The 12,513-nt window shown below is 60.0% G+C and carries 13 protein-coding genes; 8 read left to right on the top strand and 5 right to left on the bottom strand.

All coding sequences use genetic code 11. The annotated features are described in order from the left end of the window. Positions 1-5: 5 nt before the first annotated feature. Positions 6-1,076: a LacI family DNA-binding transcriptional regulator gene (locus DUT91_RS15800; RefSeq protein WP_114441485.1), complete on the bottom strand. Its 1,071-nt coding sequence runs from the start codon at positions 1,074-1,076 to the stop codon at positions 6-8. A gap of 164 nt (positions 1,077-1,240) precedes the next feature. Between DUT91_RS15800 and DUT91_RS15805 the strand changes: the two genes are divergently transcribed. The 6 genes from DUT91_RS15805 (at position 1,241) to DUT91_RS15830 (ending at position 7,384) form a co-directional block, all read left to right on the top strand. Then, positions 1,241-2,263: a Gfo/Idh/MocA family protein gene (locus DUT91_RS15805; protein ID WP_114441486.1), complete on the top strand. Its 1,023-nt coding sequence runs from the start codon at positions 1,241-1,243 to the stop codon at positions 2,261-2,263. A gap of 11 nt (positions 2,264-2,274) precedes the next feature. Further along, positions 2,275-3,171 carry a sugar phosphate isomerase/epimerase family protein gene (locus DUT91_RS15810; protein WP_114441487.1) on the top strand — a complete coding sequence of 299 codons (897 nt, stop codon included), beginning with the start codon at positions 2,275-2,277 and terminating at the stop codon, positions 3,169-3,171. Positions 3,172-3,290: 119 nt separating this feature from the next. Continuing rightward, the gene (locus DUT91_RS15815; RefSeq protein WP_114441488.1) at positions 3,291-4,502 is read left to right on the top strand and encodes an ABC transporter substrate-binding protein; all 1,212 of its coding nucleotides are present in this window, start codon (positions 3,291-3,293) and stop codon (positions 4,500-4,502) included. A gap of 70 nt (positions 4,503-4,572) precedes the next feature. Next, the gene (locus DUT91_RS15820; RefSeq protein ID WP_114441489.1) at positions 4,573-5,475 is read left to right on the top strand and encodes a carbohydrate ABC transporter permease; all 903 of its coding nucleotides are present in this window, start codon (positions 4,573-4,575) and stop codon (positions 5,473-5,475) included. Positions 5,476-5,486: 11 nt separating this feature from the next. Beyond that, entirely contained in the window at positions 5,487-6,299 is an 813-nt protein-coding gene (locus DUT91_RS15825; RefSeq protein WP_245419750.1) for a carbohydrate ABC transporter permease, read from the top strand. A gap of 5 nt (positions 6,300-6,304) precedes the next feature. Continuing rightward, on the top strand, positions 6,305-7,384 hold the full coding sequence (locus DUT91_RS15830) for an ABC transporter ATP-binding protein (RefSeq protein ID WP_114441490.1): 1,080 nt from the start codon (positions 6,305-6,307) through the stop codon (positions 7,382-7,384). 38 nt (positions 7,385-7,422) lie between these two features. On the opposite strand, the gene DUT91_RS15835 is transcribed toward DUT91_RS15830, so the two are convergent. Together DUT91_RS15835 and DUT91_RS15840 are read right to left on the bottom strand one after the other, a co-directional pair. Continuing rightward, on the bottom strand, positions 7,423-8,280 hold the full coding sequence (locus tag DUT91_RS15835) for a sigma-70 family RNA polymerase sigma factor (RefSeq protein ID WP_114441491.1): 858 nt from the start codon (positions 8,278-8,280) through the stop codon (positions 7,423-7,425). Further along, the gene (locus DUT91_RS15840; protein ID WP_114441492.1) at positions 8,280-8,738 is read right to left on the bottom strand and encodes a carboxymuconolactone decarboxylase family protein; all 459 of its coding nucleotides are present in this window, start codon (positions 8,736-8,738) and stop codon (positions 8,280-8,282) included. Before DUT91_RS15840 ends, DUT91_RS15835 begins: the two co-directional genes overlap by 1 nt. A 281-nt stretch (positions 8,739-9,019) precedes the next feature. Between DUT91_RS15840 and DUT91_RS15845 the strand changes: the two genes are divergently transcribed. Beyond that, positions 9,020-9,934 carry a lipid kinase gene (locus DUT91_RS15845; RefSeq protein WP_200834992.1) on the top strand — a complete coding sequence of 305 codons (915 nt, stop codon included), beginning with the start codon at positions 9,020-9,022 and terminating at the stop codon, positions 9,932-9,934. On the opposite strand, the gene DUT91_RS15850 is transcribed toward DUT91_RS15845, so the two are convergent. Next, a complete protein-coding gene (locus tag DUT91_RS15850; protein ID WP_114441494.1) occupies positions 9,931-10,347 on the bottom strand; it encodes a group III truncated hemoglobin in 417 nt (138 codons plus the stop codon). The genes DUT91_RS15845 and DUT91_RS15850 overlap by 4 nt on opposite strands. 166 nt (positions 10,348-10,513) lie before the next feature. Between DUT91_RS15850 and DUT91_RS15855 the strand changes: the two genes are divergently transcribed. Further along, a complete protein-coding gene (locus DUT91_RS15855; protein ID WP_114441495.1) occupies positions 10,514-11,812 on the top strand; it encodes a PQQ-dependent sugar dehydrogenase in 1,299 nt (432 codons plus the stop codon). A gap of 40 nt (positions 11,813-11,852) precedes the next feature. Here DUT91_RS15855 and DUT91_RS15860 read toward each other — a convergent pair whose 3' ends face one another. Further along, positions 11,853-12,458, bottom strand: coding sequence for a TetR/AcrR family transcriptional regulator (locus DUT91_RS15860; protein WP_114441496.1), 606 nt, complete (start codon positions 12,456-12,458; stop codon positions 11,853-11,855). Between the last annotated feature and the right edge of the window lie 55 nt (positions 12,459-12,513).

Raw genomic sequence — 12,513 nt, forward strand, 5'->3', positions numbered from 1 at the left:
CATTGTCAGCTCCCGGGAATCGACGTCGACGCGTGCGCAGTGCCGGCGCCCGGTACCGTCCGGTCACTTTCACCGGGCACCAGTTCCATCGGCCAGATCAGCGCGACCCTTTCGGGGGGATACTGACCAGCAAAGGCCGGCAGTGTCGAAAGCAGGGCTTCGGCCAGTTTGATGCCGAGATCGCGCAGCGAAATCCGGAAGCAGGTCAACGTGGGCGACAGGAACCGGCTTTGGGTGCTTTCGCGAAAGCCGATCACCGCAATATCGCGCCCCGGATGAATTCCGGCCTCGTAGAGACGCCGGTAAAGGCCGATGGCCATGTTCTCGTTGACGAGAATGATCGCTGTCGGCATGGGTTTTTGCGCAAGGAGCGCGGATGCAACCTGATAACCGCCTTCTTCATGGCCATTGGCGGGCAGCACAAGCCCGGGATCGAAATCGATGCCGCTGGCCGCCAGCGCGCGTTTATAGCCGTCAAGAAAAAGATAGCCGAGGTTGAGATCGCTCGCCGGTGTACCGATCGCGATCCGCCGGTGCCCGAATCCGACCAGGCGCTCGACGGCGGTGGCGGCCACGCCTTCGAAATCAAGGTCGATCCAAGGATAGTCGCCCTTCGTCGCGCTGCGTCCGAGTGCGACGAAGGGGATATTGCGTTCAAGGAGAAAATCGATGCGGGGGTCGTTCCGCGCTGTTGCCGAAATAATCAGTCCATCGACGAAGCGCCGGGCGACCACGCGGTTGAGATAGGAAGCAGGGTCTTCATCCGTTCCGCAGAGCAGGGCGACCAGATCGAGATGATGACGGCGAAAGACCGATTGGACACCTTCGAACACCGGCATGAAGAAGCTGCCACCACCATCGACGGTTTCTATGGTCGATTCGATCATGAAGCCGATCGTGTTTGTCGTTCCCTGGCGAAGGCTGCGCCCGGACTGATTGGGCACATAGCCAAGCCGTTTGGCCGCCTCCAGCACACGTTCGCGCGTCTCCGCATTGACGTCCGCCTTGCCGTTCAAGGCGCGTGAGACGGTTCCGATAGAGATGTCGAGATGGCGGGCAAGATCCCGAATGCTCACGGTTTTCTCCAATAGAGGTAGGGCAAGAAAGGCCTCCGGTCATAAAGCACTGAAAAGAGGGATTGACAAAAACAAATCGATATACTGTTATCGTAAACGTTTACGGAAGGCATTTGCAACCACTTAAAACGGTTTAACAATGGCTTCCTTGGGAGGAGAGGAAAATGCAGCGTGCCGTCTTAGTCGGCTGCGGAGCCATGAGTAAAGCATGGTTCGAAGCTATCAGGACCATTGGCGATATCGACATCGTGGGGATCGTCGATCTTGACGTCGAAAGAGCCAGGGCGCGCGCTGGGGAATTCGATCTCGCCACGGCCGTTGTTTCCCACGATCTAGCAACAGTACTGGCAAAGACCGCGCCGGATCTTCTCTTCGATGTCGTCGTTCCGGGCGCCCGTCATGCCACCGTTGCCGCCGGGCTCGATGCCGGTTGCCATGTGCTGTCGGAAAAACCGATGGCCGAAACGCTCAATGAGGCGCGCGATCTCATCCGGCGGGCACAGGAAGCTGGCCGTATCCACGCTGTTGTCCAGAACCGCCGCTATATCCCGCAGATCCGGCGTATCGCCCGGTTGATCCGTTCGGGCGCGATTGGCGAGGTGACCAGCCTGCATTGCGATTTTTTCCTCGCACCGCATTTCGGCGGGTTTCGTGAAGAGATGCGGCATGTGCTTTTCCACGATATGGCGATCCATACATTCGATGCCGCTCGCCTCTTCGCCAATGAGACGGCGAGCGCCGTCTATGCCAGGGAGTGGGAGCCAACCAACTCCTGGTACCGCCAGGGATCCTCTGCGGCGGCGATCTTCGAGTTTTCCAACGGTACCGTCTTTACCTACCGCGGCAGCTGGTGCGCCGACGGCCTGCCAACGAGCTGGGAAAGCGCCTGGCGCATCGTGGGAAGCAAGGGGACGCTCCTATGGGACGGGTATGACGACATACAGGCCGAAGCCGTCACCTCCGGCAAAGACGGCCTGTTCTCCGAGGTGGTCGCCATCGAGATCCCTCCCCTCGATGCATCCGACCGCGTGGGCGGCCACCTCGGAGTGTTGCAGGATTTTATCGCCGCGACACGCGGTGGTTCCACGCCTGAGACGGTGGGCAGCGAAAATATCAAGAGCCTCGCAATGGTGTTCGGCGCGATCGACAGCGCGGAAACCGGGCGGCGCATCGAAATCACGATCTAAGGAGTTTCGAATTGAGCGATCCGGCAAAATCCATCCGCATCGGCACGATGATCAAGGCCAATGCGCCCGATCCCGCGGCCTATGTGAAGAGCATCCTGCCGCACGGTTTCGAAAGCATCGAACCCTTCTTCTGGCAGGTGATGAACAAGGATCTGCCGACGCTCGCGTCGCAACTGAAAGAGGCGATCGGCGACAAGGATGTGACCATCTCCACGCTCGGCATGTTCGGCAACCCTCTTGAAGAGACCGAGATCGACAGGGAAACGCTGAAGGGATGGGAGGCGCTGATCGACCACGCGCATCTTTTCGGCGCAACCACGATCGCGGGATTCACCGGACGGGTGCGCGGCAAACCGATCGAGGAAAGCCTGCCGCGTTTCCGCCAAGTCTGGACGGAGCTTTCGAAACGCGCAGCCGACAAGGGCATCAGGCTGGCATTCGAGAACTGCGCCATGGACGGCAATTGGGCGAGCGGCGACTGGAATATCGCGCATAATCCGGACGCCTGGGAGATGATGTTCAACGAGGTTCCCGCCGACAATCTCGGCCTCGAATGGGAGCCCTGCCACCAGATGGTCTATCTGATCGATCCCTTGCCGCAGATCCGCAAATGGGCGCATAAGTTTTTCCATGTCCATGGCAAGGACGCGACCATTCGCTGGGATGTCATCCGTGAACATGGGATATTCGGCAAGGAGGCGTTCGTCTTCATGCGCTCGCCGGGCTTTGGCGATACCAACTGGACGGACGTCATCTCCGAACTGCGTCTGGCGGGCTGGTCGGGCTCGATCGACATCGAAGGCTGGCATGATCCGGTCTATCGCGGCGATCTCGAAATGACCGGTCAGGTCCATTCGCTCAACTATCTCAAGCAATGCCGTGGCGGCGATTTCGTCGCCACTCCCTGATTTCCCGTCAAGGACCCGCTGCCGGACGGGATTTCCGGCATTGATGGAGGCAACCACCGGTCCAGCGCGCCGCCGAGAAGTGCGCAGACAGTATAAGCAACAAGAGGAGGAGAAGGCAGATGAGACGCATCGTAAAATGGATGGCAGGCGCCGTGGCGCTGTTTTCAGCCGCTACCGCGCAGGCCGAGCCGGTAACGCTGGAAATCTGGACGATCGACCGGCCGGACCAGTATATCTATCTGTTGAAGGACGAGTTCGAGCAGGCGCATCCCGATATCAAGCTCAATCTCAAGACGGTCCAGTTCCGCGACATGGTCAACGATCTGGCGCGCGCCACGGCAACGGGTGAAGGGCCCGATGTCACCTATATCGATAATCCGGAGGTGGCGCTTTTCGCCTCGCGCGGACTGCTGCTCGACCTGACGCCGATGATCGAGAATTCGAAAATCGTCAAGAAGGAGGATATTTTCCCCGGACCGCTCGCGTCGGTGACCTGGGACGGCAAGATCTACGGCCTTCCGCGCGGCGCCAATACAATCGCCCTTTATTACAATGCCGATATGTTCAAGGCGAAGGGCCTCGATCCGGACAAGCCGCCACGGACATGGGACGAACTCTACGACGCGGCGAAAAAACTCAACGATCCGGCCAAGAACGTCTATGGCCTCGCTTTTTCCGCCGTTGCCACGGAGGAGGGGACATTCCAGTTCCTGCCCTGGCTGCAGATGACTGGCGGCGACTATAACAAGGTCGATACCGAAGGCGGCGCCAAAGTCCTGGAATTCTGGGGCAAGCTGCTTGACGAGAAGCTCGCTTCTCCCGACACGCTGATCCGCGGTCAGTACGATTCCTTCGCCACCTTCAATGCGGGCAATGCTGCCATGGCCATTTCCGGTCCGTGGGAATTGCCCCGCATGTCGAAGGACGCGAAGTTCGATTATCGCGCGACATTGCTCCCCGTTCCCTATGATGGCGCGCCGCGCGCATCGGCGTTGGGCGAAGGCGACAATGTGATCCTGGCCAACTCGAAGCATCCGAAAGAGGCCTTCATCCTGCTCGAATGGCTCCATTCGAAAATGCCGGAAGTCTGGAACCGCTTCGGCTTTCTGCCTGCTTCCAAGGTGCAGATCGACAATCCGCAGGCGCCGAAGATCTATGCAGTCTTCGAAGAGAGCATGAAATATGCGCGCAACCGCGGCCCGCATCCGGAGTGGCCGAAAATCTCCAAGGCGATCTACACTGCCATCCAGTCGTCCCTGACGCATCAAAGCGATCCGAAGACCGCGCTCGCCGCGGCGCAAAAGCAGATCGATGCGGTGCTGAGTAAATAAAGCCGATATGGCTTTCCCTCTCCGTAAAATGGCGGGGAGGGGGTGGAGCAGGAGGCGGGGAGGAGAATCCGTGCAAGGCATCATCAGGACGATCCGGGACGGTAGCGGGTTCGATATCCTTCTGCTATCGCTCGCCCTTATCTATCTCGTGACGTTTTCAGCGTTTCCCATCATCTACAACATCATCATGTCGCTTCAGACGGTCGACATGTTCACGATTGCTTCGTTCAACCGGCCCTTCGTCGGTTTGCAGAATTATTACGATATCCTGTCGCAGCCGATCGCCTCTGCCGTCTTCTGGAACACGGTGAAGTTCGTCGTGCTCTCCATCGTATTCCAGCTATCGATAGGCTTCGGGCTGGCGCTCTTCTTTCAGCAGGATTTTCCCGGCGCCTCCTATCTGCGCGGGCTGTTCCTCGCCGGATGGATCATGCCCGCGCTTGTCGTCGGCGCCATCTGGAAATGGCTGCTCGCCGGCGATTTCGGCGTGATCAATTATATCTTGATGTCATCAGGCGTCACTGAAGACCGCATCTTCTGGCTTTCGAACCCTGATGTCGCGCTTTATGCCGTCATCATCGCCAATGTTTGGCTCGGCATCCCGTTCAATATGCTCCTCCTGTCGGTGGGGCTCGCCAGCATCCCGCGCGATGTCTATGAGGCGGCGGAACTGGATGGGGCGGGCGCGTTCGAGCGGTTCCGCTCGATCACGCTCCCGCTGATGCGGGCGCAGCTTGGCGCGGTCATTTCGCTGGGCGTTATCTTCACGTTGCAGCAATTCGACCTGATCGCAGCGCTGACTCAAGGGGGACCGGCGGATAGTTCCAATGTGGCGCAATACTGGTCTTGGCAGCTTTCGTTCCAGACTTACGAAATCTCGCTCGGCAGCGCCGTTTCGGTGCTGATGATCCTGTTCGTCATCGTGGTCGCCGCTGTCTATGTTCGCTCCACCCGCCACGAACACAGCTATTGAGGAGAGAGCCGGTGAAACGCTACATCCTTCTCATTATCGGCCTCGCTATCACGACGGTCTATCTCTTCCCGCTCTACTGGATGTATCTGACGGCCTTCAAGGACGGCACGGAAATCTTCCAATATCCGCCAAGTTTCTGGCCCCGCAATCCGCAATGGAATTTCCTGGAGGTCTGGAAGGGCCGGGACATGGGCCGGTATATCTGGAATTCGCTCATCATCGCCATTGGCGTCACCTTCCTCGTCACCATACTGGGAACGGGCTGCGCCTATGTACTGGCGCGGGTCCGCAATATCTGGATGGATATGGCGCTGTTCGCCATCTTGATGATGCAGGTGCTGCCGTCGTCGCTGATGGTGACGCCGATCTTCGTTGCGTTCAACCAGTTGGGCCTTCTGGCGAGCCCCCGTTTTGCGGTTATTTTGGCGCAAGCCGCCAAGATGCTGCCGCTCTATATCGTTCTCTGCCGCGCCACCTTCGTTCAGGTGCCGCGCGAACTGGAGGATGCGGCGCTCGTCGATGGGTCGTCGCGCATCGGGGCCTTCTTCAACATCATGCTGCCGCTTGCGAGGAACGGTATTCTCATCACTTCCGTTCTGATCTTCCTGCAGTCCTTCGGCGAATATGTCTATGCGCGTTCGCTCATCGCCAAGAACGAGCTGCAGACGGCGACCGTCGGCCTCCAGACCTTCATGGGCCCCAATGCCAATGACTGGAACGGCATCATGACCTATGCCGCGATCTATGTGACGCCCATTCTTGTGATTTTCATGCTGCTGCAGCGGCGCATCGTCAGCGGTCTCACCGCGGGCGCGCTGAAATGAGGTAAATCATGCTCCAGATCGAGATCGACAGTCTCAACAAGCACTATGCCGGGTTCCACGCGCTGAAGAACATCAACATAGCCATTGAGAAAGGCTCGTTCGTGGCGCTTGTCGGCCCTTCGGGCTGCGGCAAGTCGACCTTGCTGCGCACTCTGGCGGGGCTGGAAAAGACGAGTTCGGGCGATATCCGCATCGCGGGGACAAGCGTCATCGGCAAGCCGCCGCGCGAGCGTGATGTCGCCATGGTGTTCCAGTCCTATGCGCTCTATCCGCACATGGATGTCGAGCACAACATGAACTATTCGATGCGGCTGAAACGCCGCCCCAAGCCCGAGATCGCCGAGCGCACCCGCGTCGCGGCGGAAACGCTGGGGCTCGGCGGGCTTCTCGATCGGCTGCCGAAGGCGCTTTCGGGCGGGCAGCGGCAGCGTGTCGCCATGGGCCGCGCCATCGTGCGCAATCCCAAGGTATTCCTGTTCGACGAGCCACTGTCCAACCTGGATGCGGCGCTGCGCGTCCATATGCGCAGCGAGATCCGCAAACTGCATGAGCGGCTGGGGGCGACTTCGGTCTACGTCACCCACGATCAGGTCGAAGCCATGACCATGGCCGATCATATCGTGGTCATGCGCCTGGGCGTGGTCGAGCAGCAGGGAAGCCCCCTCGACCTCTATGACAAGCCCGCCAACAAATTCGTCGCCGGTTTTATCGGATCGCCGGCCATGAACTTCATTCCCGTTGTGACAGGTCCCGATGGGCACACGCTTGCGATCGAGCAGGATCAGGCGCAGCATCTCATTCTCGATCGCAAGCTCGTCCCCCGATCGCGTTTGTGGGCAGGCCTGCGGCCCGAGCATTTGTCGTTCACCGAGGTGAAAGACGGTCTTGCCCTGGATGCAGTCGTGGAAAGCGTGGAATCCACAGGCAGCATGACATTCGTCACCGCCGCTGTGGCATCACAGCAATTGGTTGTAGCGCATAGTGGCCGACCCGAAGTGGAAAAGGGCGCTGCCATCCGCCTCCACATTTCTCCGGAAAATGTCCATCTGTTCGATCGTGAAACGGAGCTTGCCGTTTTCACCTGACCGGAAACGCTGTCCCCGGCCATCCATTTGTCAGCAATCTAATGCAGATGCCTCAGCTTGTCGGGGTTCCGCATTATATAGATCGCCGATATCTTTCCGTCTTCGATTTCCAGCGCGGTCGTCTGGAGTTCCCCATCGGCTTCCCGCGTGACGAAGCCGGGCAAGCCATTGACGAAACCGGCGCGAACAAGGGTCGAGCCGCCCTTGATGAACAGGGCCGCCAGATATTCGTGCACTTTCATAACGGCATCGTAGCCGATGACGGGCTCCATGGCTGCCGAGCGCTTGCCGCCGCCATCTGCATGAATGCTAACTTCAGCCGCCAGCATCGCGCCAAGCGCCTTCATGTCGCCGCTGCGCGAGGCGGCGAAGAATGCCTTTGAAAATTCGAGGCCAAATTGCTTGTCCACCTGGAAGCGGGGTCTCGCCTCGCGCACATGGGTGCGGGCGCGGCTGGCGAGCTGGCGGCACGCAGCCGGGTCGCGCTGGACAGTCGCCGCCACTTCCTCGAAGCTTAGGCCGAACACATCGTGCAGCAGGAAGGCTGCCCGCTCGAGCGGAGAAAGGCGTTCCAGTGCGAGCATCAGCGGCAAGGTGACGTCTTCGTCTTCCTCCTCTTCCACGACAGGGTCTGGAAGCCATGGACCGATATAAGTCTCACGCTGGCGGCGCGCCGACTTGAGTTGATCGAGGCAGAGCCGCGTGACGATGCTGCGCAGGAAGGCCTCCGGCTCGCGCACCTGGCCACGCTCAGTCCTTATCCAGCGGATGAAAGCCTCCTGCACGATATCCTCTGCATCGGCTACGCAGCCCAGCATACGATAGGCGACGCGCATGAGTTTTGGACGCAGCGGATTGAAACCCGCCGCTGCGTCCTCGGATTGCGCGTCCACCATCAGGCGGCGGCCTTTGCGGTCGCCGGTTCGAACCACAAGCCAAAGCCGATGGCGATGCGGTTCCAACCATTGATGACATTGATCATCAATGTGAGATTGACCTGCTCCTCCTCTGTGAACTGCGCCTTCAGGGCCTCGTAGGCGGCTTCATGCGTATGGCCTTCGGAAAGACGCGTCAGGGCCTCTGTCCAGCCGAGAGCAGCGCGCTCTCGGGCGCTATAGCAAGGCGCCTCGCGCCAGGCCGACAAGAGGTAGATGCGCTGTTCGGTCTCTCCCTTCGCGCGGGCCTCCGCGGTGTGCATATGGATGCAATTGGCGCAGGCATTTATCTGGGAAGCACGGATCTTCACGAGCTCGATGAGGCTGGACTCCAGGCCTGCGGTAATGGCAATCGATGTGGCAGTCCAGCTCTTCATGAGCGAGGGGGAGGCGGCGAAAGGATCAAGCTTGGTTGTCATGGTTCGTTTCCTTGTGTTGGTGACGATATCATGACGAGCGAGGATCTGCCTGTGTGACATGCGCGCCGATTTTTTGATGCATTAACAGTCTGCGGCCGCCCGCCCGCAGGGCTCTTCAGCGGTCGGAAAAGGCGGGATCGATGGAATCTTCTATTTTTTGCCGCCTGGATTGCGATGATTCGAGGATGAATCAGAGGCAAATGGTGGAAATACGAGGCAAGGTGCACCTATATAGTGCCTCTCCGAGCACCTGATCCTGCCTGCACCGAAGGAATGAAATCATCACCAGACGCGCGCTTCTTCTCGTCAATCCCAAGGCACGACGCGGCCAGGAATCGGCTGCACCCGTCATCGAGCGGCTCAAGAGCGGCGGCATGACGGTGACCGTCGAACCGTTCGAGGCGTTGCCGGACATTGCGCGTGATATTGTGCGGCTTCGTCACAGCGCCGATCTCATCATCCTGTGCGGCGGGGACGGCTCGGTTTCTTCGGCGGCGGTCGCGGTCATGGAAAGCGGTCTGCCGATGGGCATCATGCCGATGGGAACGGCGAACGACCTTGCGCGCACGCTTCACATCCCGATGGACCTGTTGCAGGCCGCCGACGTGATCGTGCAGGGCCACCAACGCCGGATCGATGTCGGCACGGTCAACGGGCATGCTTTCTTCAACGTTGCCAGCATGGGGCTCAGCACCGAGCTTGCGCAAGGCCTCGATCCTGCGCTGAAAAAGCGTTTCGGCAGGTTCGGCTACGCCTTGGCGGCTATCAAGGTCATGGCCAGGGCCAGCCGTTTTCGCGCCACGATTAAAGAGAAGGGTACGACGATCGAGGTCGAGACCTACCAGATCGCCGTCGGCAACGGCCGGCATTATGGCGGCGGTAACGTCGTCGAGGAAACCGCGCAGATCGATGATGGCCATCTCGATCTCTACAGTCTTGAGATGAACAATCTCTGGAAACTGGCCCTGATGCTGCGCTCTTTTCGCTCGGGCACCCATGGAGCCTGGAACGAGGTCCGCACCGCCAGATGCGTCGAATTCGATATCGAAACGCGAAAGCCGATGCCGGTCAATACAGACGGCGAAATTGTCACATCCACACCGGCACATTTCAAGGTTCACCCCAAAGCGATATCCGTATTCGCGCCGGCAACCGCAAAGCAGAGCGGACCGCGTGCAAGCCGTGAAGAGCTTTAGCCCCCTGTTTTTGCTCCAGCCGGCGGCAGGGGCAATGCGTTGGGCCCGATATTCAGGCCGATTTGCAGGCTGTCGGCGATGCGGTGGGCGCGGTCGATGAAGAAGGCTGCGGGCTGCCCTTCGCAGACATCGTTCACGGTCGCCTCGAACAGCGCCAGCCAGCGCTGGAAGTGCTCGGGCGTCAAACCAAGATCATGATGCGCCGCGTGCGGCCTGCCGCTGTAGCGGCCGCTCGCCAGCGCGATGGAGGACCAGAAATCGACCATGGTGGCCAGGTGTTCGCTCCAGCGGTGCCCGATCCGCCGCTCGAAGATCGAGGCCAGGACGACATCGTCGCGGATGCGACCATAGAACTCGTGCACGAGCGTTTCGACAAGCGCTTGCGACATTTCGCCTGGTCGGATGAGGAGCATGAGCTTTCCAGAAACGGTATTGCAGATGCCCCTAGTTAGGTATTGGGAGAAGCATTGTAAATACGATCGTGGAAATGGACGGCAATCGCTTAAACAGGACCGCAGCCTGCATTCCATTGAAGGAATTTTTGTATAAAGTGCGCGCGCATCCAGATTTGGGGGAACTATGAGTCTGTCAGATATCTTCGCGCGCATCGTAGCGGTCATCGGGAACATGGCGGTCTTCTTGCGGCACCGCAAAGACGGGCCGAAGGCGCCTGCCTTCGGCAGCGCGCCAGCGATTCCGCAGGCAAAGCCGCAAGGCATTCCGACACTGAAGATGCCGACCGCGAAAGGATGGGCCGACGGGCAGACGCCGATCGCCGCGCCAGGGCTCAAGGTGAACGCCTTCGCCGCTGGCCTGAAGCATCCGCGCTGGATCCATGTCCTGCCGAATGGCGACGTATTGGCGGCCGAGGCGCTGAGCACGCCGGGTGGGATCAAGTCGGTGTTCGACTACGCCCAGTACAGCACGATGAAACGTGCGGGCGCCGTGGGAGAAAGCCCCAACCGGATCACGCTGTTGCGTGACACCAACCGCGACGGCGTGGCGGAAACTCGTGAAGTGTTCCTCGACAGGCTGAACCAGCCCTTCGGCATGGCGCAGCTGGGCGACACATTCTATGTCGGCAATACCGATGGCGTGATGGCGTTTCCCTATAAAGCCGGCGCCACCCGCATCACTGACAAGGGACGAAAGCTGAACAGCCTCAAGCCCGGCGGTCACTGGACACGAAGCCTTTTGCCGAGCCCCGATGGCAAAAAGCTCTATATCGGCGTCGGCTCGCTCAGCAATATCGCCGATGAGGGCATGGAAGCGGAGGAGGGCCGGGCGGCCATTCACGAGCTGGACCTGGAAAGCGGCAAGAGCCGCATCTTCGCCTCGGGTCTACGCAATCCCGTAGGGCTGGCATGGGAACCAACGACAGGCATGTTGTGGACAGTGGTCAACGAGCGCGACGGCCTGGGAGACGAGACACCGCCCGATTACCTGACATCGGTTCAGGACGGCGGGTTCTACGGATGGCCCTACTGCTACTGGGGCCAGATCGTGGACGACCGCGTGCCGCAGGATCCCGCCATGGTCGCGAAAGCCATTAGGCCGGATTTCGCCCTGGGCGGGCATACTGCCTCGCTCGGCCTTTGCTGGATGCCCGCCGGCACGTTGCCCGGTTTTCCTGATGGTATGGTCATCGGGCAGCACGGCTCATGGAACCGCAGCACCTTGAGCGGCTACAGGATCGTCTTCGTACCGTTCGAAAACGGACGCCCGGCTGGTCCGCCGCGCGACATTCTCACCGGCTTCCTCTCGCCGGATGAAAAGGCATCCTACGGCCGGCCGGTCGGCGTCACCATAGGGCCGGACGGCTCATTGCTGGTTGCCGACGATGTGGGCGATGTGATCTGGAGAGTGACAGGCGCCTGAGCAAAGCTGAAGGACTGCCTGTGGCGAGCCGCAGGCGGCCTCAGCCGGGACTCCGGTTCCGCACCAGAAGTCCTTCCAGCAGGGTCTTCAACGCATGGACGGCCTTCTTTGACGTCGCCTCCGGGTCCGGTGCGTTGGCGATCCACAAGGAGGCGTGAAGCATGGCGCCATTGATGAGCCGTGATACCGCCTCAGGGTCGGTCGCCACGATCGTTCCCTCCTCGGTCAGACGCTGCAGATTTTCCGCCATGGAGCGGATGCAGGCGTTCTGGTTCGGCCACGCCGACGGGTCGCCGAGAACGGCCGGTCCGTCGCGCAGGACGATGCGCTGGATCTCCGGCTCGAGCGCCATTTCGATATAGGCAATGCACTCAGCGACAAAGCCCTCCCAGCGGGTGGGGGCGTTTCCGGCGACAATGTGCAACCGCGCCCCCATCTCCGCATCGATCTCGGCGATGACGGCTTCCAGCAATCCCTTCTTGTCCCCGAAATGATGATAGAGCGCGCCGCGCGTCAGCCCGGCGGCGGCGGTGAAATCGTCCATCGATGCATCCGCATAACCTGCTGTGCCGAACGCATGACGGGCCGCGGCGACCAGCTTTGCCCGGGTTTCGGCGATCATCTCGCTGCGTGGTTTATGGGCCATTTTCTTTCTTTCACATACGCTGCGTATATTGTAATTGACATACGCAACGTATGCC

The organism is Paramesorhizobium salinisoli, assembly GCF_003335045.1.
Lineage (GTDB): Bacteria > Pseudomonadota > Alphaproteobacteria > Rhizobiales > Rhizobiaceae > Paramesorhizobium > Paramesorhizobium salinisoli.

What these genes read in the sequence shown, in the direction of transcription:
- DUT91_RS15805 (WP_114441486.1), top strand. Translation starts at nt 1,241, where the DNA reads ATGCAGCGTGCCGTCTTAGTCGGCTGCGGAGCCATGAGTAAAGCATGG.
- DUT91_RS15815 (WP_114441488.1), top strand. Translation starts at nt 3,291, where the DNA reads ATGAGACGCATCGTAAAATGGATGGCAGGCGCCGTGGCGCTGTTTTCA.
- DUT91_RS15835 (WP_114441491.1), bottom strand. Translation starts at nt 8,280, where the DNA reads ATGGTGGACGCGCAATCCGAGGACGCAGCGGCGGGTTTCAATCCGCTG.
- DUT91_RS15840 (WP_114441492.1), bottom strand. Translation starts at nt 8,738, where the DNA reads ATGACAACCAAGCTTGATCCTTTCGCCGCCTCCCCCTCGCTCATGAAG.
- DUT91_RS15850 (WP_114441494.1), bottom strand. Translation starts at nt 10,347, where the DNA reads ATGCTCCTCATCCGACCAGGCGAAATGTCGCAAGCGCTTGTCGAAACG.
- DUT91_RS15855 (WP_114441495.1), top strand. Translation starts at nt 10,514, where the DNA reads ATGAGTCTGTCAGATATCTTCGCGCGCATCGTAGCGGTCATCGGGAAC.
- DUT91_RS15860 (WP_114441496.1), bottom strand. Translation starts at nt 12,458, where the DNA reads ATGGCCCATAAACCACGCAGCGAGATGATCGCCGAAACCCGGGCAAAG.